Origin of the sequence: Aeromicrobium ginsengisoli (genome assembly GCF_004134905.2) — a bacterium.
GTDB lineage: Bacteria > Actinomycetota > Actinomycetes > Propionibacteriales > Nocardioidaceae > Aeromicrobium > Aeromicrobium ginsengisoli.
Genome location: NZ_SDPQ02000001.1, coordinates 505901 through 530599, shown reverse-complemented (window position 1 = coordinate 530599; position 24699 = coordinate 505901). Strand labels below are relative to the sequence as shown.

Sequence of the window (24699 nt, the reverse complement as noted above, 5' to 3'; positions counted from 1 at the left end):
GTGCGCAGATCCGGTTTGGAGTTCAGCTCCGCCCTCGCCGTGGCGACTCTCGTCGCAGCTCTCGTGATGGCGCAGTCCCTGGGCCTCGGGTTCCACGACCCTGACGGTTCGGTCGGGCCGACCTTCGTCCTGCTGCCGCTGATCGTCCTGCTGGCCCTCGTGCTCGACGTCATCCCCAGGGCCGTCATCCGGGTCAGGTCGTGGCACGCGGTTCGCGGCGCCGTCGTCGAGGTGTGGCGCGAGCGCTGGCCGGCCGCCAACCTGCGGTTCATGGTCATCGGCCTCATCGGGTGGTACGTGACCTACGCGTCCGTGCGCAACCTCAAGGGCTTCGTGCCGTTCGCCAACCACCAGCTCTACGACCGCGACCTGTCCCGCATCGATCGCGCGATGTTCGGCGGCCGCGAGCCTGCCGTGGTGCTGCACGACCTGCTCGGCACGACCGTCGCGGCGCACGTGCTGTCGTTCTTCTACATCGTCTGGATCGTGGCGCTGCCGGCATCGCTGGCCATCGCGCTGGTCTGGGCGCGCCGCGACCGCATCAGCTCGTGGTGGGTCACCGCAGTGTCGGTCGACTGGGTCATCGGGGTCGCGCTCAACTTCGCGCTGCCGACGCTCGGGCCGATCTACGACCGGCCGGGCGACTTCGCCGGCCTCTCCGAGACCTCCACCACGGTGCTGCAGCAGTCGATGTGGACCGAGCGCCTCCAGGTCCTCGCCGACCCTGCGCACACCAACACCGTTCAGAACATCGCCGCCTTCGCTTCACTGCACGTCGCGATCGCGACGACGGCCTGCCTCGTCGCGCAGCGAGCCGGCCTGCATCGCTCGATCGTCTGGGGCCTGCGGGCGTTCCTTGCCATCACGATGACGGCCACGGTCTACTTCGGCTGGCACTACGTCTCCGACGTCCTCGCCGGGCTGCTGCTCGGGTTCGTCGGGGCGTGGGTCGGTGAGAAGTTCGCGGCGCCCGATCAGGTGGCCGAGCCCGAGGTCTCAGAGCTCAGTACGGCGGACCTTGCCAGTCGCAGTGCGCGGCAGTGACGCGACCTTCTCGTACGTCTTGGGCCGCTTCGGCGGAGTGAGCCGTTCGGCTGCAAGAGCCCGCAACGCCTCTTCGTCGACGTCGCCGACATACGCGGCGCACACGCGTTGGCCCCACGCGGCGTCCTGGCGGCCGAACACGGCGAGGTCGACCAGCCCGTCGGCGTCCGCCAGGGCTGCTTCCACCTCGGCGGGATAGACATTGACACCGCCGCTGATGATGAGGTCCTCACGCCGGGAGTCGAGGTAGACGTAGCCGTCCTCGACCCGGCCGAGGTCCCCGACGGTGAAGGCAGGTCCGTCCGGCGTCTCCCGCCACACCGCACGCGTCTTGTCCGCAGCATTCCAGTACGTGAATCGGGCCCATTCGGGCACGGTGCACCACAGTTGGCCGTCGCCGTCAGCGGCGACGACCCGGCCGGGCCGCGCGCGGCCGACCGTACCGGGGCGAGCGATCCACTCCGGAGCCGGGCACGCCGTGAACTGGCCCTCCGTCGAGCCGTAGAACTCCCAGACCACGTCGGCGCCGAACGTCTCGTGTGCTCGGCGACGCACGGGCTCGGGACACGGCGCGCCGGCATGGGCGACGAGGCGGAAGGACGACGCGTCGAGCGAGGCATCGTGCTCGTCGAGCCAGGCGAACAGCCTCTGGAGGTGCGCCGGCACGCAGAACATCGATGTCGGGTGCAGATCGTGCACCGCGTCGACGAACGCCTCGGGGTCGAACGCGGGCAGGACCGAGATGGCACCTCCGGCCAGCAGCGTTCCCATCGCAAATCGCAGCGGCGCGGAGTGGTAGATCGGCGACACCACGAGGTCGAGGTCGTCCGACGCAAATCCCCAGAGCTCGCGTTCCTCCGCGACGAGCGCGGCGGCGTGCTCGGCCGACAGCAGCCCGGACCACACGCCCTTCGGCCGGCCGGTCGTGCCGGACGTGAAGTGCATCGGCCGGCAGCGTGGCCAGTCGTCGAGCTCGATGGCGTCACCGCTGAACAGCGTCGTGAGAGCGGCCGCGTCGTCGATGACCAGTGCCGGCTCGACATCGCGGATGATCGCGTCACGCTCGTACGACGTCAGCCTGGGGTCGAGGGGGACCGGGACGACACCGGAGCGGGCCGCACCGAGAACCACGCTGACGTAGTCCGCCGAGCCCGGAACGGCGAGCACGACCCGGTCGCCATCGCCGATGCCGCGGGCTCCCAGCGCGCCGGCGACCCTGCGTTGCGCGGATTCGCTGTCGACCGCAGTGAGGACGTCGGGCACCCTGAACCTTCCACATCGTGAGACATCGGTCACGCCGGTCAGCGGGGATGTGCGCATCCGATGTGAACCGACGCACAAAGTATGCTTCACTCGAACGCTGAGTCAGACTTTCGTCTACGCACTAGGTGGTCCATCCGTGGCAGATCTTCGCCACCGGCATGCTCGCAAGGCGCCGCGTCGCCTGCACATGTCCCGCGCGATCCTCCCCACCGCCGGCCTGCTCAGCCTTGCTGCGGCCGGCGCTCTCGTGGTGTCACACGAGGGGGCGGCGCCCACAGAGGCAGCTGCGCAGCCCAAGCAGGACCTCTTCGCGGTGTCCTCGTCGCAGAAGTCCACCGACATCAGCCGCAGCGCCGAGCGCGCCCCGCTGACCAACGAGGCCGCGGCCGAGGCCAAGGTCACCGGCGTCCGCTACGCCGTGAAGGGCGTCGACGTCCACGCGGCGGCCAAGGGCTCGTCGCCTGTGCTCGCCAAGGTCGCCTCCGGCGAGACCGTAGAGATCACCGGCGTCACCAAGGGCGACTGGGCCCAGATCATCCACAAGGGCCTGCCGCGCTGGGTCGAGGCCAAGAGCCTCGCCAAGGAGATGCCGCTCGGCACCTCGCCGTGCGCCTCCGGCTCCAGCTCGGAGCGCGGCCTCCAGCCCGACACGATCAAGGTCCATCGGGCCGTCTGCGCCAAGTTCCCGTCGATCGTCCGCTACGGCGGCGTCTCCGGCCGCGGTGAGCACGCCACCGGCCAGGCCATCGACATCATGGTCGGCACCGGCAACCCCATCGGCTACGACGTCGCGGCGTTCCTCCAGGAGCACCGCGCCGAGCTCGGCATCGAGTACATCATCTGGCACCAGCACATCTGGCGCCCTGCCACGTCAGGCGCCTGGCGCAGCATGTCCGACCGTGGCAGTCCCACGGCCAATCACATGGACCACGTGCACGTCACGACCTTCGGCAACGCCGCAGGCTAGGCGCACGTGCTGAGGGTCGGACTCACCGGCGGAATCGGCTCCGGCAAGAGCAGCGTCAGCGCCCTCTTGGCTGCCCATGGCGCGGTCGTCATCGACTACGACCTGCTCGCGCGTGAGGCCGTCGAGCCTGGCAGCCCGGGCCTCGAGGCGATAGCGCAGCGGTTCGGCCCCGGCGTCATCGCGGCCGATGGCAGTCTCGACCGCCCGGCCCTCGCGGAGATCGTGTTCGCCGACCCGGCGGCACTGGCCGACCTCAACGGCATCACGCACCCGGCGATCTGGCAGCTCGCCGCCGCGCGTGAGGCTGCCGCGGGGGCGGACGACATCGTCGTGCACGACAACCCATTGCTCGTCGAGATGGGTGCCGCCAAGCACTGCGACGTCGTCGTTGTCGTCGATGTGCCCGAGGACGTCCAGGTCGCCCGGCTGGTCGAGTCACGCGGCATGTCGGAGGACGAGGCGCGCGCCCGGATCGCTGCGCAGGCGTCGAGACAACAAAGGACCGGTGCCGCCGATCTGGTGATCGACAACACCGGTCCGTTGGACGAGCTCGCCCGTATCGTCGGGGGCACGTGGGACGAGCTCGTGTCCAGGGTGGACTCCGCCTAGGCGGCGAGGTCCGGGTCGGCGATGCGCCGCAGTGTCGCCAGCGCCTCGCGTTCGAGCTGGCGGACGCGCTCGGCGGAGATGCCGTGCCGCTTGCCGATGTCGGCCAGCTTCTGCTGGCGTCCGTCGAGCAGGCCGTAGCGCGCTCGGACGATGTCCGCCTCACGCTCGCCGAGGTGATCGACCAGCGTCGAGATCAGGTGCCGCGACTCGTCGTCGAGCACCGCGAAGTCGGGTCCGGGCTGCGTCTCGCGGGCGATCAGGTCGCCCAGCGACGTGTCGCCGTCCTCGTCGACCGGGGAGTCGAGGCTGACGTGGTCACGTCCCCACGACATCAGGTCGATGACGCGGTCCACGTCCATGCCGAGCTCCAGCGCGATCTCCTGCGGCTCCGGGTCGTAGCCGAGCTGACGCTCCAGGTTGCGGCGCGCGGCCGTCACCTGGTTGAGCTCCTCGACCACGTGCACCGGAAGGCGTACGACGCGGGCCTGCTGCGCGATGCCGCGGGTGATCGCCTGGCGTACCCACCACGTGGCGTACGTCGAGAACTTGAACCCCTTGGCGTAGTCGAACTTCTCGACGGCGCGGATCAGGCCGGTGTTGCCCTCCTGGACCAGGTCGAGCATCGGCATCGCCGAGCGCCCGTACTTGCGGGCGATCGAGACGACGAGCCGCAGGTTGGCCTGGATGAACTCCTGGACAGCCCGGTCGCCCTCATCGGCGAGCCACTGCAGCTCTTCCTCGGTCGCGTACTTCGGCGCGCCGCCCTTGCGACGGCCCACGCGGCCCTCCTCGAGGAGGTGTCGGGCGAGCAGGCCCGCCTCCACGGTCTTGCTCAGCTCGACCTCGCGCTCGGCGTCGAGCAGGGGAGTGCGGGCAATCTCGGCAAGGTACATGCCGACGCTGTCCTTGCCCTCGATGTTGGTGTTCCCATTTCGTGCGCTCACCGTGCGCCTCCCATCAGTGTCTGTACTGATCAGAACGCTTTCGGTACCCCAAGGATTCCGCTCTCAGTGGCTTCTTAGGAGTGCCGTGCTAATGCGGTGGGACCGACGAGCGCAGCGAGGAGCGTCGAGGCAGGTTTGGGGGTCCCCGCACGAGCTCTGCGAGTAGGGGGCGCGATCGCGCCGAAGGCGCCAGATGACGAAACCTCGTGAGCCGAAAAGCTCACTCAACCAGCGAATTTCACCCGGTCGATGATCCAGGCGAGCTCCCACGCGCGTTCCTTCCATGACGCGTATCGACCGCTGACGCCGCCGTGGCCCGCGTGCATCTCGGTCTTGAGCAGGATCGGCGCATCACCGGTCGCCGTCGCTCGCAGCCGGGCGACCCACTTGGCCGGCTCGACGTACATGACCCGGGTGTCGTGAAGGCTCGTGACGGCGAGGATCGCGGGATAGGGATGTGCGCCGACGTTCTCGTAGGGCGAGTAGGACTTCATGTAGGCGTAGACGTCGGCATCCTCGAGCGGGTTGCCCCACTCGTCCCACTCGATGACCGTGAGCGGCAGGCTCGGATCGAGGATCGTCGTGAGCGCGTCGACGAACGGCACGCTCGCCACGATGCCGGCGAACGCGTCGGGCGCGAGATTGGCGACGGCGCCCATCAGGAGGCCGCCGGCGCTCCCGCCTTCGGCGATCAGGCGGTCCGTCGAGGTCCAGCCCTCGGCGACGAGGTGCCGGGCGCTGGCGACGAAGTCGGTGAACGTGTTGCGCTTGTGCAGCATCTTGCCGTCGTCGTACCAGTGCCGGCCGAGCTCGCCGCCGCCGCGCACGTGGGCGATCGCGAAGACGAAGCCGCGGTCGAGCAGCGACAGGCGCATGACCGAGAAGCCCGGATCCATGCTGGCCTCGTAGGCGCCGTAGCCGTAGATCAGTGCAGGGGCGGTGCCGTCGCGCGGCGTGTCCTTGCGGCAGACGACCGAGACCGGGACGCGCACGCCGTCATCGGCGATGGCCCAGGTGCGGTGCTGCTCGTACTCCTCGGGGTCGTAGCCGCCGAGCACCGGAGCCTGCTTGCGCAGGATCAGCTCGCCGGTCTCGACGACGTAGTCGTAGATCGATGCGGGCGTGATGAAGGACCCGACACCGACACGGATCAGCGGCTGGTCCCACTCGGCGTTGGCTCCGACGCCGCTGGTGAACAGCTCTTCGCCGAAGTCGATCTCGGTGAGCTCGCCGACGCCGTCAGCGCCCAGCGGCATGATGCCGATGCGGGACAACGCGTCGCGGCGGTAGGACACCACGATCTGCTGCGCGAACACGTCGACGTCCTCGAGCCGGGTCGATTCGCTGCCCGGGATGATGACCGTACGCTCGCTCGGATCGGCGACGCGTACGGCTGCGAGCTCGAAGTTGAGCGCGCCGTCGTTGTGCAGCACGAGGAAGTGGTCCTCGCCGCCGATGACGGCGTGCTCGAGGGAGTACTCGACGCCGTCACGGCGGGGGAGCACGACGCGGAACTCGCCTTCGGGGTCGTCGGCCTCGAGCACCCTGACCTCGCTCGTCACCTTGGACGACAGTCCGATGACCAGGAACCGCTCCGACTGGGTGCGACCGACACCGATGAAGTAGCGCTCGTCGGGCTCCTCGAGCACCAGGACGTCGTCGACTGTCGAGCCGAGCTCGTGTCGCCACACGCGGTGCGGGCGCCACGCCTCGTCGACCGTTGTGTAGAAGAGGTGGGTCCCGCCGACGGCCCAGGTCGCTCCACCGCTGGTCGCGGGGATCTCGTCGGGCAGCACCTCGCCGGTGCGCAGGTCCTTGACGCGGATCGTGTAGCGCTCGTCGCCCTGGGTGTCGACGGACCAGGCCAGGAGGCTCTCGTCGTCGCTGACGCTGAACGCGCCGAGCGAGAAGAACTCGTGGCCCTCGGCCTCGACGTTGGAGTCCAGCAGGATCTCCTCGCCGGGGACCTCGGCGCCGGCCTCGAGCACGGGCGGGTTCCAGTCGTCGGCGTCGTCGATGGGGCACCGGCAGCGGATCGCGTACTGCTGGCCCTCGACCGTGCGGGCGTAGTACCACCATGCCCCGCGGCGGACGGGGACGGACAGGTCGGTCTCGAGCGTCCGTGCCTTGATCTCGTCGAAGATCTGCTGGCGCAGCGGCTCGAGGTGAGCCGTGGCAGCGTCGGTGTGCGCGTTCTCGGCCTCGAGGTAGGCCAGCGTCGCCGGGTCCTCCTTGTCGCGCATCCACTCGTAGTCGTCGACGAAGTCGTCGCCGTGGTGACTGCGAGTGATCGGACGGCGCTCGGCAACTGGTGGCTCGTTCATGCGTCGAACGTACCGGTGTGCCCTGCGCCGAGTGCCGGGTCGTCCGCCAGGAACGTGTGGACCGGCCCGGGTGGGGTCCAGCGGGTCTCGAAGCGCACCGTGACGCGCCCGAGTCCTGAGCCCCACACCCAGCCGTCGCCGTGGTCGTCGTGGTGCACGTCCATGCCCGGATACCACCGGGTGGGGCGGGTCACGGTCTCCTCGACGACCTCGTCCTCGACGTCGTCGTCCTCGTCGGTGGCGAACAGGTCGTCCTGCACCCAGTCGGCGAGCCCGCTGACGCCGACCCCCAACAGCCGCAGCCCGTTGCTGATGTCCTCGCCGGCCAGCAGTCCTCGAGCGGTTGTGGCGAGGATGCGCGCATTGTCGGTGGGATTGGACAGCGTCGTCGAGCGGGTGTGCGTCTCGAAGTCGTGGTGACGCATCTTGAGCGTCACGGTGCGACCCGACAGTCCGTTCTTGCGGAGCCGGCCGGAGACCGAGCGGGCCATGCGCTCGATGATCGCCTCGAGCTGGACCCGGTCGGAGATGTCCTGCTCGAACGTGTCCTCGACGCTGACCGACTTGGTCTCGCGCGACGCCATGACGGGTCGGTCGTCGTCTGCCCTCGCCATGCGGTGCAGCGATCGCCCGGACGACTGACCGAGCAGGCGTACGAGCTCGTCCTCGCTGGGGGAGCGCAGGTCCTCGACCGTGAGGATGCCGACGCGGCGGAGGCGCTCGGCGGTTGCCGGGCCGACTCCAGGGATCACGGTGGCCTGCATGGGGCCGAGCACGTCGGCCTCGGTGCCGGGCTCGACGACGAACACGCCGTCGGGCTTGTTGATCTCGCTGGCGATCTTGGCCATGAGCTTGGACGACGCCACGCCGACCGACGCGGTGAGACCTCCCGTCAGGTTGGCGATGTCGGCGCGGATGGCGGCGACGATGTCCTCGACGCGGTCAGGATCGAACGTCGGACCCGCCCCCAGGTCGACGAAGGCCTCGTCGAGCGACAACGGCTCGATGACCTCGGTCTCCTCACGCAGCCGTTCCATCACGATCCGGCTGGCCTCTCGATAGGCGTCGAACCGGCCGCCGAGGAATGCCGCGTGCGGGCAGCGCGCCCTGGCCTCGGCCGTACGCATGGCCGATCGGACGCCGTGCACCCGGGCTTCGTAGGACGCCGTTGCGACGACGCCGCGCGGACCGATGCCGCCGACGATGACCGGCCGGCCACGCAACGAGGGCTTGTCGCGCTGCTCGACGGACGCGAAGAACGCGTCGAGGTCCAGGTGCATGATCGACGCCGTGGACCGCATGCGCCCAGTCTCTCGCGCGGTCCGGACACATCCTTCATGCACATGCCGAGGTCGGCCTCTCGGTGATCCACAGCCCCTCGTTGCCGGGGCTGACCTGAGGTCTCTCCACCAGCAGCGTGGAGTCATGACGCAGACGCCCTCGGTCTACACGGCCCACGACATCCCTGACCTGCTCAACACCTTGCCGACGCTCTTCGGCTTCTGGCCGCAGGAGTCGCTCATCGCCGTGGCGACCCGTGGGCCACGCCGCCGGTTCGGCTTTCGCATGCGGGTCGACATCCCGGCGCCCGATCACGTCGAGGACCTCGCCACCATCGTCGTCGGCCACCTCTCCAAGCAGGGCGCCGAAGGGGCGATCCTCATCGCCGTGACGCAGCAGCAGGAGACCGCCCGTGACCTGCTCGCCGCGATCGAGCGACAACTGCCGCCGATCGCCGTGATCGTCGCCGCGCGCGCCGACGGCGAGCGCTATTGGTCGGACGAGCCGGGATTCCCGGCCGACGGCGTCGCGTACGAGACTTCCGACCACCACCTCGCGGTCGTGCAGGCGATCGCCGCCGGACAGCAGATCCTGCCTGACCGCCAGGCGCTGGTCGACCGGTTCGCCGCCGTGCAGGACCCACGGCGGGCGTGGATGGAACGCGCGGCCGACGAGGTCCTGCGTGATGTCGTCCCGCTGATCGCCCATACGCCTGACAGTGACCTGGCCGCGGCCGGGATGCAGCAGGTGCAGCCGATCCTCGACCGCGGCCTGGCAGGGGAGCGGGTCGACGACAAGGACATCGCCAGGTTCTCGATCTGGATGTCCAGCATCGCGGTCCGCGACGAGGTCTGGAACCAGATCACGGCGGAGACCGCCGACGCCATGCTCGCGTTCCTCGCCCTCGTGTCGCGCAGCGTCGTCCCGCCCTTCGAGCCGGCGGTCCTCAGCCTGACGGCGTTCGCCGCATGTGGGAACCCGCAACAGGTCAATCTCGGCCGATAAGGGAACGTATGGAGTTCAATGAGACGACGCGAGCAGCGATCTACTGCCGGATAAGTGACGACCGAAATGACGACGAACTGGGTGTGAAGCGCCAAGAGTTCAATTGCCGCCGCCTTGCGGCCGATCACGGCCTCGTGAACATCGAGGTCTACGTGGACAACGACATCTCAGCGTCCCGGTTCACCAACAAGGCCCGGCCGGCGTTCGAGCGCTTAGTTGCAGCGATCGACACGGGGCAGGTTGATGTGGTTTTGGTGTCAGAGCCGCCCCGGCTCTACAGGCGGCCCAAGGAGTTAGAACGCTTCATCGACGTGTGCAGCGAAAGTCGGGACGTGCCGACCCTCACCGTCGAGCGTGACCGGATGGACCTTTCATCACCGCACGGCCGCGCTATGGCCCGGATGTCGGCGACGATGGCGGCGTTGGAGTCGGACCAGAAGTCAGCCCGTATACGCCGAAAGCACGAAGAGTTGGCTCGTGAGGGTGTTTGGATGTCTGGTCCGCGCTGCTACGGCTACGAAGCGGTCTTCGCGCTGAACGGCAACGGCAAACGCGAGATTTCCGAAGTGCGTGTCGTTGCGACGGAGGCCGATGTGATCCGCGAAGCGGTGACCCGCCTTATGGCGGGGGACCTGATCAACGCGATTGTTAGCGATTTCAACCGGCGGGGCATACCTGCGGCGAAGGGTGGCATCTGGCGGCCGGTCTCGCTTCGTCAGATTGTGTGTGCGGCGCGCAATGCAGGGCTCCGCGAGCACACTCCGGGCAAACGGGGGAGTCGTTTCCCTAGTCGTGAGAACATCACGGAGGGCTCTTGGGAACCGATCATTAGTCATGCGCAATGGACCGCGATGCAGGTGCTCTTCAGCGATCCGGCGCGACGATCCACGAGACCGGGGGCATGGCTGCTAACTGCGGGCATCGGAGTGTGCGGGCTGTGTGGGCACCACCTCAGGCGCGGGACGCGTGCCGGCAAACCCCTACTGGTGTGTCACAAGTACGGTTCGATCGGAGGATGCGGAAAGATCGCAGTGACTATGTCGCACGTCGACGGCTATGTGTCTGGTGTGGTTGTGAGTGCGTTACTGCGGGCAGAAGTTGGCGGACCGGACGTGACTGTCCCCGACGAGTCAGTGATTCTCTCACTGAAGTCGGCGCGGCAAAGGCTCGAGCAGGCGCAGGAGGACTGCTACGTCCTCGGTGTGCTTCCGCGGGATCGCTTTCTCGCAGAGATCAAGCCCAAGATTGAAGCGCAGATCTTGGACCTTCGCGCCCGCCTGGATGCCCCAGAAGCCCATCTGACGGCGCTTGACGGCCTTCCAAGTACTCGGCCGGCCTTGGAGTCATGGTGGGCTGCGCAGAGTCTTGAGCGGCGTAAGGCTGTCATCCGCTCGTTGGTCGTGCGGGTGGAGATCCACAAGCCGACTACGCCGCGGGGATCGAACCAGTTTGACCCAAACCGCGTGAGGATTGTGTGGCGGCGGCCAGCCCACAGTGCACCCGTAGTTCGGCAATGATCTCAGGGTCAGTTACTTCGATCGGAAGCCCCTGGTCCGCTCGTGAGCGCATGTATTCGGCCTCGTAGTTGATATCCATATGTGTCTTATCGGCAGACAATGGCGCCGAACTCGGGAAATCGGGACACGAACTTGTGGACAAGGTTCTTAGTAGCGTCAGTGTCAAGCAGTAGCGTGAATTGCGTGACGGCAGAAGCGCTCCGAGAATTCGATGACACGACGCTGCCAAACGGCAGTCGAGGTTGGACATCTTTCGTGGACTGGCTATGCGCTCAGACCGATAGCGCGGAGTCGGACTGGCTCGAACTGAAGTCTGAGATCGATCCTCACGCGCCCACCGGACTGGGGAAGATCGTCAAATTCATCCTCGGCGCCGCCAACCGGGATCCAGAAGTCGCGGGCAGGCATCTGAGCGGCCACGCGCTTCTCGTCCTCGGTATCCAGCAGGGACATCGGGCTGGCGTCCCATCGGTGGAGGATCACATTCTCGAACAGAGAATGCACAAGTTCCTCGGTCACGAAGGACCGGGCTGGGACACGGTGCGGCTACCGGGTCAGGACGGCAAGGAACTTCTCATACTGATCGTCAACCCTCCAAAGCAGGGCGACCGGCCCTACCCGTGCCGCGCGGACGGAGTGGGAGTGGCAACAGGTGATATCTACGTGCGCGCGAAAAGCCAGACTCGCAAAGCCACGGCCGCAGATCACGACATGCTCTACCGTCGCGGGCTTCCGGTGTCCTCTCCCACCGAGTTGCCTTCAATCTCAGTCGAACTCACATCTCCGCTGTCAACGTATACGCACGATGAGGGCGCGGTTGACTCCGCAGTCTCCGGATTCGAGAGCGCACTGCTTTATGACCTGCCAAGTGAAGTGGTGGCTCGAAAGGAGGCGGCGGAACGCCATAGGGTCCAGGTGAAGAATCTTCGAAACTCCGGCGGATCGCTGGCGGGTCTCGAACTGTTCAAAGGGCAAGACACCTTCGGGCTATTTGGTCTCGCGGATACTCGCGCACAATTGGCGGCTTTGAGACCGATCGCGTTTCCAGAAATACCGACCGTGAGGTCCATGAGCGCCATCGCAGCCAAGGCTCAAGCGTTCAGCCACATTGAAGAGGACCGGAGCGAGGATCAATTCAGATCGCAGGTGAGCGACTACATCGAAACTCTTCGGGAAGCGCTCGCGGACTGCCCTGACCTTGTGGTGAGACAAGTCGCGACGAAGTTCGAGGTCCTGGTCAGCAATACCTCAGACGAGCCGCTGGAAGATCTGACGGTCGTCCTTCATATAGAAGGTCCGATCGAGACGCTCACGCACCTGTCGGCTGGACGCGCCCGGCGCGAAGAGGACATGCCATTGGCTCCTCGGACTTGGGGACCGCGTCCGCGTCCGAAGTTCGACGTAACCTCCTTCAGCAACTACCGGGGCGTCCAGCCTTTCACTCCTGCAGCCCCACACGTCCCGGGTCCGAACTCCGCAACGGCCCGTACCACCGGATCCGTCACGCTGACGCTCGAACTTGCGAGCCTACGATCGCGCGAAAAGGTGCCAATCCATGGTGACGAGATTCTGATCGTTCGCGACTCATATGTGCGAACCCTGCACGGGACCTGGGAGGCACGAGCCAGGAACCTCAAGGGCGTCCTCAGTGGAAAGATCACATTGGCGGTCTCTGATCCGGTAGACATCACAGACGACCTAGTGGGCGCTCTTGAGGCGAGCCGGCAGGAGGGGATACTGGTGGTGCCGTCGAAGGACACGGCGTGACCCGTCCAAGGCGACGTGCCGCAAACGCGATTACGCGCACGGAGGCCGCCGGGCTGCTGGGTCTGAGTACCGCGCAGGTGACCCGTCTGAGGCGCGAAGGACTCCTGGGAACCCTGGACGGGTACCCGTCATACTCCTTAGCCGACATTGAGAACTTCATCGAAGATCCCTGGTTGACCGGCCTCCAAGCGGCGGAAGTCCTTGGTGTCTCACACGTCCGAGTCACGCAACTTGCCAACGCAGGCCGTATCCCCGTTCAGGTCAGCCCGTCTGGTCGACGCTGGTATAGGCAGGCCCAACTCGAAACCGTCGCCAACGCCCGCCGCGCACGGCGCGAGGGATTCTCGATCGGATGAGGGAATCGCTACGTCGACCCGAGGCGGCCAGGCTCATATTCGCAAGCAGGTTCGACGGCGGCGCTAGGCTGCGACCGTTGACTGTCGTTCGGACGGGTCAATGGGAGGAGTCAAGTGTCTGTTCAGAAGGTGATCGACGGCCTGCTTGCGAAGGGTCTCGACCGAACCGAGGCAGATATTCAAGCCCTGATCCACTCGCTCCTTCTAGAGGCGGACATTGGACTTCTTCCCGTCCACCTGGAGGAGCAGACGGGTGACGGCACCCGCCGCCGAATAGATGTCGCAGTTGGGCACTGCGTCATTGAGGTCAAGAAGTCACTCACGAATCCCGTCGTCCTAGAAGAGGCGATCGAGCAATTGGCGGGCTACGTCAGCACTCGAATAGGTCAGTACGGGCGTCGCTACGTCGGGATCCTGACCGATGGCGTCGAATGGCTGCTTTTCGATCTCATCGACGGCGAAATGGTCGAAGTAAGTCGCGCAAAAACGGAGACGACGGCTCCCGATCGCCTGATCGGCTGGCTGGAGGCCATTCTTGCGACCGAGGAACACGTAACTCCCAGCCCGGACGAAATCCGAGCACGACTTGGCGCCGACTCGCCGGCGTACCTGATGGACGTTCGCGAGTTGACGGCACTCTACGAAGCAAATGCTAGTAATCCAGAAATCGGTCTCAAACGAGAGTTGTGGGCGAAACTTCTCCGGACCGCGTTCGGGTCTGCGTTCAAGGACGAGGTGGGGCGGTTCGTCAATCACACGCTGCTCGTAGTAACGGCCGAAACCATCGCGCACGCGGTTCTCGGGTACGACGTGGGCCGAACTGGTCCGCTGACCGCCCGTACCTTAGTTACTGGCCAGGCGTTTGACGATGCGGGTATTCACGGGGTCGTGGAGGCAGACTTCTTCGACTGGGTTATCGAGGTGCCCGGCGGTGAGGCGTTTGTTCAGACTCTCGCTGACCGGATCGCCAAATTCGACTGGTCGAGCGTGCAGCATGACGTGCTGAAGCACCTCTACGAGTCGGTCATCCCGCAGGATGAGCGCGCTGACTTGGGGGAGTACTACACGCCGGACTGGTTGGCTGATCGTGTTGTAGCGCATGCCGTTACGGACCCTCTTCATGAGCGTGTTCTAGACCCAGCATGCGGAAGCGGCACCTTCCTCTTCCATGCGATTCGCGCCTATCTGAAGGCGGCTGACGATCAGGCTCTGTCTTCGAATGACGCGCTCACGTCGCTCACGTCTCATGTGATCGGCGTGGATGTGCATCCGGTATCGGTGACCCTTGCTCGGGTGACATATCTCTTGGCGATTGGCATGGAGCGTCTTCGCGGCGACCGACCTGAGATGTCGATCCCTGTCTACTTAGGCGATTCGCTTCAATGGGAGCAAAGGGTCGACCTGTTTGCGTCGGAGGACGTGGTATCGATCGCGACGGGTGGTCCTGATCTTGTAGAGGTAGACGTTGCATTGTCTGCTACAGATCTGGTCTTCCCGCGAAGTATCCTGCGCGACGCAGGTCGATTCGATCGAATTGTCACGGCCATGGCGGACGCAGCGCTCGACACAAGCAAGAAAGAAACCAGGACCCTGCTGCGCGATAGCGTTGTTGCTCCGTTCAAATTGACGGAGGACGAGTCAGCGGTACTCGGTCCCACACTTGCAACGATGAGGGCGCTTCATCGGGCGCAGCGAAACCACATTTGGGGCTTCTACGTGCGCAACCTCATCAGACCGATTTGGCTGGCGGAACCAGACAATCGTGTTGATGTGCTCGTCGGTAACCCGCCGTGGCTCCGCTACTCGAAGATGACGGGGGCGATGCAGGATCGCTACCTGGCTCTGGCAAGACCCCGTGGCCTCCTGACCGGCCCGCTCGGTGCATCTGCGCGAGACCTTTCAACGCTTTTTGTCGTGCGCGCGATTGAGATGTATCTCAAGGCTGGTGGGAGGTTCTCGTTCGTGATGCCGCACGGGACGATGACACGCAAGCCTCACACCGGATTTCGATCGGGTCAGTGGTCTCCAGAAAAGTCCACGACAGGACGCCTGATTGTCGCGTTCGGGGAGTCATGGGACCTGTCGAAGGCCCCCACAGGATTCCCGATGGTTTCGTGCGTGATTCACGGTGAGCACCTTCCGAACGAGCGGGCGAACGCAATCCCGATGGGATCAAAGGTCGAACTCTGGACGGGTCGATTCTCCAATCCGAACCATTCATGGGATGAGGTCGCCGATGAGTTTGAGATCACCGATCACGAGGTGATTCTGATCAACTCGGATGACGACACGCCGGTTTCCCCTTACGCGAAGATGTTCAGGCAGGGAAGCGTCTTCATTCCACGAGTTCTCTTCGCCGCTGACGAAATCGATGCCGGACCCCTCGGTGTCGGCGCTGGCCGTGTGCGGGTGGGCGTGCGCCGGTCCGCCAATGACAAGAAGCCCTGGAAGCATCTGACACCCGATCCGCGGGTGGTCGAGCGTGTCTTCCTGAAGAACGTGCATTTCGCAGAAACGGTGGTCCCATTCCGAACCCTTGCTCCGAGGACGATGGTGTTGCCGGTCACCGACCATTTGTTGACTCTCGACGAGATCAGCGAATTTCCTGACATGGCGAAATGGTGGGCAACGGCCGAGAAGTTGTGGCAGGAAAATCGCTCCGTCAATGAGACCGGTGACCTGTTGTCACGGGTTGACTACATGTCGCACACCACAGCGCAGGCATCTCAACAGTCGGCTCACCGAGTGGTTTATCCGAAGGCGGGCGCGAATCTGTACGCGGCCAGGATCAGTGACCCAACGGCGCTTGTAGACCAGAAGTTGTACTGGTCCGCCGTCGATACTCTCGACGAGGCCTACTACCTGCTCGGAGTCCTCAACTCAACAACGATGCGCGAGCGGGTCAGACCGTTGCAGGCCGTCGGACTGCAAGGTCCTAGGGACATCGACAAGTACGTCTTTCTCGTACCTTTCGATCGCTACGACGAGAAGAACGATGCCCACAGAACTTTGGCATCCATTGCCCGTGAGGCGGAGACGGCAGTTGCGGAGATCCAACTCCCGGATAGGCAGGCACTGGCGCGCGTCGTTGTCGAAGCCGCGCTCAAGGAACTGGGCCTGCAAGATCAGGTCAACGACGCAGCCGACGCAGTCCTGCCGGTGGTGGACCGACCAGTCTGATCGACCCAGGTCAGCGGGCCGGCTGCACTAGGAAAGAATTTGGAGTGTGAGGCGGGCAGGGTTCTTGATCTCTTTGAGCCGCTTGCGCCGCCCACTGAAGGCGTCGGCTTCGCCATTCTGGAGCGTGATTTCGACGAGCAGGTTGACCCCTCTGAGGAAGGCCAGCGACTGCGAAGTTAGCGGTTTGCCAAGTACCCAGTCCCAACTGTGACGCCTCGGCGCTAGAGGCGTTCCCCGCCATGTTGGTTCAGGAGCGTTAGAAGGGTGCGCTGACATTGTTGGGTTTGCCCGTACACGCAGGAAACCTATTGCAGGCCTTCGCAGACCGTCAGAACAGACACGCCGTGGGGTTCCCGGTATTGCTGAAAAGTTTCTTGCTCAATCGGTGAAGAGCGAGGCCCAAATGTGTCGATAGAGATGATGTCAGGGCAAAGCGTTCTGGCACGGAGCCGAACACCCACGGCCTCCGGTCACCTCCCCGGAGGACCTCATGATTCACCGCATCCGCAAGTCGATGGCTCAGAAGGAGCAGGGTTTCACCCTGATCGAACTCCTCGTCGTCGTCATCATCATCGGCATCCTTGCCGCCATCGCCATCCCCGTCTTCCTCAACCAGCGCAAGAAGGGCGTTGACGCGTCACTCAAGGCCGACGTGAAGAACACGGCCACCAACGTCGAGTCTTTCATCACCGATAATCCCACCCTCGTCGGGCCGAACTCCACCGCGTTCATGCAGGCCGATGCGCAACTGCCGCTTGGCAGGCTGGCCGACCTCCGGTTCTCGCCCGGCAACTACGTCGAGATCGCTACGGCACCCGGCGTGGGTTACTGCCTGCGCGCCATCAATCCCAACTCCAACCATCCGGACACTGCGCATGCGGTCTTCTACGACTCGGCAGGCGGCGGGCTGCTGGACGGCACCAACTTCCCGACCGGCGGCGCTTGCGCGCTAGTTACCCCCTGATTCATCGGCCGACCAGGGTCACACTTTCGTGTCCTTTCTAGGCCCCCGGTCGGCCGATGCCACGGGTGGCTCCGCCCTGACAGGGCTGGGGCCACGCGGAGTCCCGGCTCTCATCGCAGTGAAGCGGGGGTGAGGGTCGGGGCTCATCTTTTCCCATGGGGGCAACAAGGTCGTGTCTCGCCCGAGCGTTGATCAGGTTGGCATCGCGGGGATTCCGTGCACTTTCTGTAGTAGACAGACCCCATGGCATCCATCGCGGACCGCATCATCGCCGAACTCCGTTTCGGAAAGCCTCTCGATGACGATGTCCTCGCGAAACGTCTTGGTGTGAGCCAAAGGCAGTCCATCAACATCGTCGCGCGGCGTCTTGAATCTCAGGGTGTCCTGAAGCGTTACGTGGGCGTGGACGGCAAGATCGTGAATGACCTCGACGTGGACGCAGCCATCCCTGAACGCCGCACCGCTGTCGCCGCCGTGACGGGGGACCGGGTCAGCGAAGATGAGGTCAAGACGGCGCTCAAGGCATATCTCGAAGCGGACGGCTACCACGTTGAAGTCGCTTGGGGTCGCACCCAGGGCATCGACATCGACGCCACGCGGCCCGGCTCGCACCTCATCATCGAAGCCAAAGGCGAAGCACCCGCTGGCGCCCAGCAAGTCAATTACTTTCTTGGCGCGCTCGGGGAGTTGCTGCAACGGATGGGGGACGCCGAAGCCGAGTACGGTCTCGCCCTCCCAGATCACAGGCAGTACATCGGACTTGTGGACCGGCTCCCCGCACTTGCCCGCGAACGCCTCCACCTCCGTGTCTGGTTCGTTGGAAGGAGCGGCAATGGCCTTGTCGTACGCGAAGCCTAGAGTCACACCGGTAACGAATGCCTTTGCCGCACCCGGCGTCATCGTCACCTGTTGCCCAACACCGTTCGTTCGGATGCGCACGAGCGACTGAACATTGGAAGGCTGGTGTGGCCGGCGTTGCCGCACGCCATTAGAAAGACCTCCCCTCCGACGAATATGGAAGGTCTACTTCAGCGGCCCACGCTGGGTGCCAGTCGCCCCCACACGAACCGATGGGCGCAAGGCGAGAGGTATCTAGTCGCCCTCCAGCAGGCGCTCCCCATTGATTAGAGGCCGATCATCCCGGCGACTGATTTGGTCATTAGAGATTCGCGCCGTTCGTGATATTCCACTGCGCCGAGGCTGGTCAGTCCGGCCCGGCTGGCGACGTGAAGTTCTGACACGCCATCGCGTAAAAGCCCGCGAATGAAGCCACTTCGGAGGCCTGTGAACGTGTAGTCGCCGGTGAGCCGGGCTTGCTCAGCGCGCGCTTGGACGGTGCGGTTGAGAGCCACGTACGTCATGGGTTTGTCCCGGATGCGACTTCCGGACACGGCCCTGAAGATAGGGGAGTCTTTGCGGGTTTGGCCCTGCTCGTGGAGAAGGCCGGTCCAGACCTCCCACGCGTCTATTGGGCAGGATGGGGATCCCGGGTTCGCCCATAGGTGGACCGGTTCACGGCGCCCTTGCACCTTGACAGTGAGTGTGCGGCCGTCGCGGTGGAGGTTGCCTTGATATAGACGGATCGCCTCCATCCCAGTCAGGGCGGCTTGATGTGAGAGGACCACTAGGGCGAGGTCTCTGGCGGTGGCTGGTGTCGGTCTATTCGCCTCTCGAATCACTGCGGTGAGTTCTTCGGGAGTCATCTGTGGACGGGGCCATAGCCCAGTCGCGCGCCCAGGAATGTTGGCTAGAGATCGGGCTATACGCTGCATGTCGCCTCGGCCGCCGATCCCGTCGAGTACGAAAGGGCTCGGCTGCCGATCCGGTTTCAGTTCGCGCAACGCGGCGATGAGGCAAGCGCCGGGCGGCCCCTTGGCGACAACGATTGGTTTGTCGGGCCGTGGCACCCAACGTCCATAGGGTGGCGGGTCCACCTCCACCCATCCTTTGCTGGCCCGGATGCGAACATCGGACCACTTCAAACGTGCTAGCGAGATTGGTGGCAGTGCAGTGCTGTTCGCCAAGATCAGGGCGGCCGTTGTGAGTCGTTGTGATCGGGTTGGTCGCAAGCAAGCGGCCGCCAGCGCTCCCGCGTCCTCTTTATACAGAGGATCAGATCGCTGAGCGCTGGCTCCAATGGGGGCCGCACGGTGAAACCCGCGTAACCAACGACTAACGGCTTCTGACTCGCTCCACGGTTGCTCGCTGCGAATCCGCGCTCCGGCGTTGTGCCATCCAATGACTCTTTGGATCGTCCGCGCGTCAGCGCCCTGCTCAGAACGCCAGGTCAGGTAGATCGGCGCGGAGGTGATCGAAACCGCGACCCCGAAGTTCGAGCAGAACTCCTCGAAACGCTTGGTACCGATTGCGACTTCTCGCATCCTCCGGGCGGATAGATCTGTACTCATAGCCCGATTTCGCCCGCAGCGCTTCCTTGGATGGGATCGATCTGTCGGATGTAGAGCACGAGGCTTTCTAAGCGACGATGCCGTGACTGACGGGCAATCGCCTCTACTGGAATTCCAGAATCAGCCGCGGTCGAAATGAAGCCCGATCGAAGGGATCTACCGCCAAACGAGCCGACACAATTTGCTTCTTGGGCCCTGCGAGCGACCAATCTGGTTAGGCCCTCCGGTGAGAGCGGGGTCTCCGTAAGTTTCCCGGAACGTCCGACATGAACGAAAACCTTTCGCTCTGCCTGTACTGCTGACTCTCCCAATTGTTGGGCGACCCTGGCCCGCCAGGCGGCCAGTGCGGCAACGGGGTCGGTGAGCGATGACTTCCCGTGGGGGATGCCGAGAGTGACACCACGGCCCGACATATCGGTCTTCGATGAGCGAATGTGAACTTCCAAGCCTCCAGTGCGTTCGACGATGTCGCTCCACACAAGTCTCGTGACTTCGCCGCGTCGGGCTGCCATTGCGAACCCAATTAACAGCAACGCGCGATCTCGAAGAACCTCACTCGGCGTGCCGGACAACAAAGCAATTGCGTCTGGGATGGTGGCGAGTTGCCCGTTCGCCCCGAGCGAGGACAACCTGCTGTGCCGTGCCAGGAAGACGGCGCGCTTTGTGAGTGGTTCGGGCGATCGCCACCCGCTTGGTTCAATGGGACTGAAAACCGGCGGCAGGGCCTCTGTCGCTATGGCGCGCCAGGTGAGCAGAGTATTCAACGCAACAGTGCCGGATTCGGTGGACGTGTCGAATGTGAGCGTGGTGTCCGGGCCCCCACGTGGGGACACGAGCCTGATGTCCATGCTTTCGTCGTCGACCGTGAGGTCCGGCCAGGTTAGGCGTGAGAGTTGGCCGTCGCCGAGGCCAAGGCCGTGAAGAGTCAGGATGGCCGCGTCCCGCGCCGCTCGGGGATCAATCGTGAGAGAGTCCAAATGACGACAAACCCTGCGGAGTTCACCGATCCTCATGGCTGATGTGTTTGTGGGCTTCATGGGACGGGCTTCGGAATGGCGGGCGAGTCCGCGCATAAACTGATACGCGAGCGGGGACGAGGTGGGGGTCGGTACCCCTGCTTCCCTGTGGACACGCGACACAGCGGACGCGTAGCCCCGAGCCGTCGCGAGTGAGATACCGGCCTCCGAATCGATCTGAGCAGTCAAATACAACAGCAGTACCTCCGGCCGCATCGGGATCGACTCAAACCCGCGCGCCGTACACCAGGCTTCAACCTTCCTCCAACGTCTCGCGTAGTCGGCCCTGGTTTCGTCCGTAATCGCCTGAGAGTAGATCGCGGCAGTCCGCTTCAAAAGCGCATCAAGCCCAGGTTCTTCAAGCGGCGTGGAGGGCTCTTCGTCGGGTGCAAGGAACGAGGCGATCCTTGCCCGGTGGAGGCGGTCAGCGATGTCGTCCTCGGCGTCGGTCATGTCCCGACACTAGGGCAGGCGGCGGAGACGCTGAGGACCGGTTTTCCCCTGGTATAGCAGGTGTCAAGCGGTATCGGAGACCCGACGCAATGCCGGTTCGCGAACGGCTGGGAGTAGCCATTTGCGGACTGAGGCCGAGCCGCGGCTGATTTGAGCCGATAACAAATACGGACGTCAACGACGGCGTCCCTTAGTCGCAGGAGAGCGCGATGACCGAAGACTGCACGCCCGATCAGCAGGACATGACAGAAGCAATTCCCGCGCGACGCCCCGTGTTGGAAGCGAGGCACGGTGACACTACCCATTGGTTCTCTTCCTTGGAGGACTTCATCGCGACCTTCGGTCTCGGCGAGCACCACGACGTTGAGGTTGATGCTGTCTTCGCCGTCGATGAGAGCGACTTTCGATGGATGCATGCTGCGAACGCCAAGGCGTTTCTGCGAGGGCATGCCGCGCCGTTCACGCACGATGAGATCGTGCTGAGGGTTCAGGCCTTTCACGACGCCGTTGTCGCACAGCGTTAAGTGTGAGCCAGGACGATAGAACGCGAAAATGTCCCTTCTCGCGGGCTAAAATGACGGTGGACACGCTGGGCAGGACTGACCCCTAGGAGGGGCTGTGAGTGTCGTCCACGTGGTCCGGTTGACCGTCATAGATCCAAACACTCACGTGCACGTAGTTGTGCATGCTCTGTGCGCTGAGGATCTGCCGCTGGCCGAGTTTCCCGGCCAGCATCTGATAGTCGAGCCCATCGAGGTGGACCTCGTTTCCCCTGAGTACAGCGACGCCATCAGTCGGTCCTTCTTCGCGATCGTCGCCTCACTCCGGGTCCGACGATGACTGATCATCTCGAGTTGGCGGCCGAAGGGCTCTCGCTCGTCGACCGCGCCAGCATCGACGAAGCCATCCGTGCAGCCAGAGCACCAGGCACCCGCCGCACCTACGCATCAGCATGGCGGTCATGGGAGACCTGGTGTGTTGGACGAGGCGTGAACGCATTCCCAGCCGATCCGATGCTCGTCGCTGCGCACCTGGCTGAAAGACACTCGGCCGGTGTCTCAACGTCGCGGCTAGACGTGACCGTGGCAGCAATACGTGCACGGCACATTGACGAGGGGCTCGAAGATCCCACGGCGGTCCGCGGTGTGCAACTTGTCGTCCGTGGCCTGCGAAGAATCGACGCGGGGGAGCGCGCAGTCAAACAAGCCCACCCGTTGACGGTCGCCGAGGTGCGGCGAATGCTCGGAACCCTCGACCGAGCGACGCTTGCAGGCAAGCGAGACGCGGCGATCTTGCTGATCGGTTTCGCGGGCGCGCTTCGTCGATCCGAGATCTCAAACCTTCGCGTCAGTGACCTCTCCTTCAAGGCTGATGGTGTGGTGGTGCGCCTGCGAAAGTCGAAAAGTGACCAGGAAGGAGCCGGAGCGTTCGTCGGCGTTGTCCGGGGCGCGCACCAGGACACTGACCCGGTTAGCGCTCTTCGTGACTGGCTTGGCGCTGCGGGGCTCGCAACAGCCGGTCCTCTTTTCGTGCGGGTACGCAGAGGGGGACACGTTGATCGTGTCTCTCTGCATCCCGACACGGTTAATGCGATCGTGAAGCGGATGGCCTGCTGCGCTGGACTGTCTGACCTCCCAATCTCCGCCCACTCGCTGCGTGCCGGGCACGCCACCGTGGCCGCCGAAGCGGGGGTCCCCGCTAGCCGCCTCGCTCGGACCACAAGGCACGCGGACCTCAGGACGTTGGCCATGTACGTCAGACCCGGCGAAGTGCTGCGCGACACGAGCAGCGGCTCACTCGGGCTTTGATGGGCCAGGTTGCCCGCCGTCCTTTGGCCTAACGATGGCTCCTCTCGATCGCTTCGAATCGCTCGCGGAAGTTGGGATTTTGTCAACATTGGCCTGTAGGGTGCTCCATATGTCTACAAATGCCGAGATTGGCGCCCGTGTGAAGGGCGCCTTGGGCGGCCACACTCAGGCGTGGCTCGCGGAACAAATCGGGCTGACTGCTGACACGATGTCGCGTTCATTGAACGGGCACCGGGGATTCTCCAGTGTCGAGATCGCGGCAATCGCGGACCTTCTTGACGCGGACGTCCACTGGCTAATTACGGGCGATCGGGATCCACTGCGAGTCTCAATTGCGGCTCGTCATGACTACGACCCCGGGACAGGCGGACGTTCAAATCCAGGCCGGGAGACGGACGAGCGCGAACTGCAGTCCGTCGCATTGGCGTATCGGCAGGCTTATCCCCGCACAGACCATCCGACCGCACCTATCCCAACTACGGCGGCGGGTTTGCGCGGGGCCTTGGGTGAGGATTTTGTTCCCGTGTTCGCCAGCCGACTGGAAGAGCGCCTCGATGTCGATGTCGTAAGGGTCCAACACCTATCAACGGCCTATTCCTTCACCCTTGGTGGCCGCATGGTCATCCTGCTACCCGCGAATGTGAACTGGTGGCGAAGCAACTTTGACCTTGCCCACGAAGTCGCTCACCTTGCACTCGGACACCACGAGGTCGAAACAAGCAGCGAAGTGGATGAGCGTGAACTTGCCGCCAATCAATTCGCCAGCGAGTTGTTGATGCCCGAGACACTGATCAGGTCATTGGCTTGGGACACCATCACGTGCCCGGAGGTCGGCCAATTCTTGTGGGACCAGGGAGTAGGAACCACAGCATTGCGTCACCGCCTCGACAGTCTTGGACTCAGAACCAGTTCCGAGGTGAGCGAGATGCTTTCACGCCCGATGCCCGGGGCACTGCGACCGTGGCAGCACGAACTGGACCTGCCGCGCCCAGAGGGAACAGGATTCTTCGCTGCGCTTTTCGATCCGATCGATAAGCGGATGCAAGACGCCTCGCAGCGCCGATTCCCTCTTACATTGATCACCGCTCACCGTCGGCGTGTCGAGAACGAAGGGCTAACACCGGAGACGCTCGCCTGGATGTTGGAGAGCCCGGTCGAGGAGTTGGTTGGGGAACCTCAACCTGCAGGGAGCATCGAGGACCTCCTCGAAGCGTTCGCAGGCTGAGCCCCACCTGTGACTGCTGCATTCTTTTCCGACACCACCGTCCTCGTGAACTTTGAAGTCATCGACCGGTGGGACGTGTTGAGCACCTTGGTGAAGGACGGCGGAGCGTGGGTGGCGTCGGTCGAAAACGAGTGTCGCGATTGGGTTCGGGACTACCCGACGATCCATACCTCCGCTTCGGGAATTTTCGGAGAAGCCATCCGGCCCGACTCAGCAGAGCACATTGACACCCGGGTCATACGCGATGCGATGGCCAACCCGGCTGACGACCATCCCCGCAAGCATCTCGGTGAGGCTGAGACGATCGCAATTCTGCAGCGGCGGTTCCCAGAGGCGCGGTTTGTGACAGACGACAGGGCTGCGTTCATAGTTGCGACGGCCAGCAAGATCCGGTGCTACGGGACTGGCGACCTGCTTTTTGCCGCCCAGCGGAGCGGGCTTGTCACCGAAGCCGAGCGCGGGTCTTTCCTTGCTGCACTTCGTGACAACGGCAATTACCCGCAGTCGTACGTGTGAGGGCGGCAAGCGGACTTGAGACTGTAAGTGATCTGCGTCGTTTGCCGCTGCC

At 64.3% G+C, this 24699-nt stretch carries 19 protein-coding genes; 14 read left to right on the top strand and 5 right to left on the bottom strand.

What is annotated here, in order from left to right; all coding sequences use genetic code 11:
• Nucleotides 1-1044: a phosphatase PAP2 family protein gene (locus ESP70_RS02630; RefSeq protein WP_188110458.1), complete on the top strand. Its 1044-nt coding sequence runs from the start codon at nucleotides 1-3 to the stop codon at nucleotides 1042-1044.
• Here the strand turns inward: ESP70_RS02630 and ESP70_RS02625 are convergent.
• Nucleotides 997-2307 (bottom strand): class I adenylate-forming enzyme family protein, encoded by a 1311-nt coding sequence (locus ESP70_RS02625; protein WP_246161755.1) that lies wholly within the window; start codon nucleotides 2305-2307, stop codon nucleotides 997-999. The genes ESP70_RS02630 and ESP70_RS02625 overlap by 48 nt on opposite strands.
• A gap of 136 nt (nucleotides 2308-2443) precedes the next feature.
• Between ESP70_RS02625 and ESP70_RS02620 the strand changes: the two genes are divergently transcribed.
• Both ESP70_RS02620 and coaE read left to right on the top strand, forming a co-directional pair.
• Nucleotides 2444-3274, top strand: a complete 831-nt coding sequence (locus tag ESP70_RS02620) for an SH3 domain-containing protein (RefSeq protein WP_188110457.1) — start codon at nucleotides 2444-2446, stop codon at nucleotides 3272-3274.
• A gap of 6 nt (nucleotides 3275-3280) precedes the next feature.
• On the top strand, nucleotides 3281-3883 hold the full coding sequence (gene coaE / locus ESP70_RS02615; RefSeq protein WP_149687806.1) for a dephospho-CoA kinase: 603 nt from the start codon (nucleotides 3281-3283) through the stop codon (nucleotides 3881-3883).
• Here the strand turns inward: coaE and ESP70_RS02610 are convergent.
• The 3 genes from ESP70_RS02610 to ESP70_RS02600 form a co-directional block, all read right to left on the bottom strand.
• On the bottom strand, nucleotides 3880-4776 hold the full coding sequence (locus tag ESP70_RS02610) for a sigma-70 family RNA polymerase sigma factor (RefSeq protein WP_149688541.1): 897 nt from the start codon (nucleotides 4774-4776) through the stop codon (nucleotides 3880-3882). The genes coaE and ESP70_RS02610 overlap by 4 nt on opposite strands.
• 275 nt (nucleotides 4777-5051) lie before the next feature.
• Complete coding sequence (locus ESP70_RS02605; RefSeq protein ID WP_149687805.1) at nucleotides 5052-7151, bottom strand: S9 family peptidase; 2100 nt, start codon at nucleotides 7149-7151, stop codon at nucleotides 5052-5054.
• Entirely contained in the window at nucleotides 7148-8452 is a 1305-nt protein-coding gene (locus ESP70_RS02600) for a DNA polymerase IV (RefSeq protein WP_149687804.1), read from the bottom strand. Before ESP70_RS02600 ends, ESP70_RS02605 begins: the two co-directional genes overlap by 4 nt.
• Before the next feature lie 124 nt (nucleotides 8453-8576).
• Here ESP70_RS02600 and ESP70_RS02595 point away from each other — a divergent pair, with 124 nt between their 5' ends.
• From ESP70_RS02595 to ESP70_RS02570, 6 genes are all read left to right on the top strand, one after another.
• Nucleotides 8577-9437, top strand: coding sequence for a DUF4192 domain-containing protein (locus ESP70_RS02595; protein WP_188110456.1), 861 nt, complete (start codon nucleotides 8577-8579; stop codon nucleotides 9435-9437).
• 8 nt (nucleotides 9438-9445) lie between these two features.
• Nucleotides 9446-10954: a recombinase family protein gene (locus tag ESP70_RS02590; RefSeq protein ID WP_188110455.1), complete on the top strand. Its 1509-nt coding sequence runs from the start codon at nucleotides 9446-9448 to the stop codon at nucleotides 10952-10954.
• Nucleotides 10955-11137: 183 nt separating this feature from the next.
• Nucleotides 11138-12721: a hypothetical protein gene (locus tag ESP70_RS02585; RefSeq protein WP_149687801.1), complete on the top strand. Its 1584-nt coding sequence runs from the start codon at nucleotides 11138-11140 to the stop codon at nucleotides 12719-12721.
• Nucleotides 12722-13191: 470 nt separating this feature from the next.
• Entirely contained in the window at nucleotides 13192-16257 is a 3066-nt protein-coding gene (locus tag ESP70_RS02580; protein WP_149687800.1) for an N-6 DNA methylase, read from the top strand.
• 490 nt (nucleotides 16258-16747) lie between these two features.
• Nucleotides 16748-17221 carry a type II secretion system protein gene (locus ESP70_RS20535; RefSeq protein ID WP_281287294.1) on the top strand — a complete coding sequence of 158 codons (474 nt, stop codon included), beginning with the start codon at nucleotides 16748-16750 and terminating at the stop codon, nucleotides 17219-17221.
• 243 nt (nucleotides 17222-17464) lie between these two features.
• Nucleotides 17465-18079: a MarR family transcriptional regulator gene (locus ESP70_RS02570; RefSeq protein WP_149687799.1), complete on the top strand. Its 615-nt coding sequence runs from the start codon at nucleotides 17465-17467 to the stop codon at nucleotides 18077-18079.
• A 1546-nt stretch (nucleotides 18080-19625) separates the two neighbouring features.
• Here ESP70_RS02570 and ESP70_RS02565 read toward each other — a convergent pair.
• Complete coding sequence (locus ESP70_RS02565) at nucleotides 19626-21098, bottom strand: tyrosine-type recombinase/integrase (protein WP_149687798.1); 1473 nt, start codon at nucleotides 21096-21098, stop codon at nucleotides 19626-19628.
• A gap of 209 nt (nucleotides 21099-21307) precedes the next feature.
• Here ESP70_RS02565 and ESP70_RS02560 point away from each other — a divergent pair, with 209 nt between their 5' ends.
• The 5 genes from ESP70_RS02560 (at nucleotide 21308) to ESP70_RS02545 (ending at nucleotide 24647) form a co-directional block, all read left to right on the top strand.
• On the top strand, nucleotides 21308-21622 hold the full coding sequence (locus ESP70_RS02560) for a hypothetical protein (protein WP_149687797.1): 315 nt from the start codon (nucleotides 21308-21310) through the stop codon (nucleotides 21620-21622).
• Nucleotides 21623-21716: 94 nt separating this feature from the next.
• The gene (locus ESP70_RS19965; RefSeq protein WP_188110454.1) at nucleotides 21717-21938 is read left to right on the top strand and encodes a hypothetical protein; all 222 of its coding nucleotides are present in this window, start codon (nucleotides 21717-21719) and stop codon (nucleotides 21936-21938) included.
• A complete protein-coding gene (locus ESP70_RS02555; protein ID WP_149687796.1) occupies nucleotides 21935-22906 on the top strand; it encodes a site-specific integrase in 972 nt (323 codons plus the stop codon). Before ESP70_RS19965 ends, ESP70_RS02555 begins: the two co-directional genes overlap by 4 nt.
• A 109-nt stretch (nucleotides 22907-23015) precedes the next feature.
• Entirely contained in the window at nucleotides 23016-24131 is a 1116-nt protein-coding gene (locus tag ESP70_RS02550; RefSeq protein WP_188110453.1) for a helix-turn-helix domain-containing protein, read from the top strand.
• Nucleotides 24132-24140: 9 nt separating this feature from the next.
• Complete coding sequence (locus ESP70_RS02545; RefSeq protein ID WP_149687794.1) at nucleotides 24141-24647, top strand: PIN domain-containing protein; 507 nt, start codon at nucleotides 24141-24143, stop codon at nucleotides 24645-24647.
• The last annotated feature ends 52 nt before the right edge of the window (nucleotides 24648-24699 follow it).

Excerpts from the sequence above, each read along its gene's own strand:
- ESP70_RS02600 (WP_149687804.1), bottom strand. The coding sequence starts at position 8,452 with ATGCGGTCCACGGCGTCGATCATGCACCTGGACCTCGACGCGTTCTTC.
- ESP70_RS20535 (WP_281287294.1), top strand. The coding sequence starts at position 16,748 with ATGATTCACCGCATCCGCAAGTCGATGGCTCAGAAGGAGCAGGGTTTC.
- ESP70_RS02590 (WP_188110455.1), top strand. The coding sequence starts at position 9,446 with ATGGAGTTCAATGAGACGACGCGAGCAGCGATCTACTGCCGGATAAGT.
- ESP70_RS02570 (WP_149687799.1), top strand. The coding sequence starts at position 17,465 with ATGGCATCCATCGCGGACCGCATCATCGCCGAACTCCGTTTCGGAAAG.
- ESP70_RS02605 (WP_149687805.1), bottom strand. The coding sequence starts at position 7,151 with ATGAACGAGCCACCAGTTGCCGAGCGCCGTCCGATCACTCGCAGTCAC.
- ESP70_RS02555 (WP_149687796.1), top strand. The coding sequence starts at position 21,935 with ATGACTGATCATCTCGAGTTGGCGGCCGAAGGGCTCTCGCTCGTCGAC.
- ESP70_RS02565 (WP_149687798.1), bottom strand. The coding sequence starts at position 21,098 with ATGACCGACGCCGAGGACGACATCGCTGACCGCCTCCACCGGGCAAGG.
- ESP70_RS02550 (WP_188110453.1), top strand. The coding sequence starts at position 23,016 with ATGTCTACAAATGCCGAGATTGGCGCCCGTGTGAAGGGCGCCTTGGGC.
- ESP70_RS02595 (WP_188110456.1), top strand. The coding sequence starts at position 8,577 with ATGACGCAGACGCCCTCGGTCTACACGGCCCACGACATCCCTGACCTG.
- ESP70_RS02610 (WP_149688541.1), bottom strand. The coding sequence starts at position 4,776 with ATGTACCTTGCCGAGATTGCCCGCACTCCCCTGCTCGACGCCGAGCGC.
- ESP70_RS02560 (WP_149687797.1), top strand. The coding sequence starts at position 21,308 with ATGACCGAAGACTGCACGCCCGATCAGCAGGACATGACAGAAGCAATT.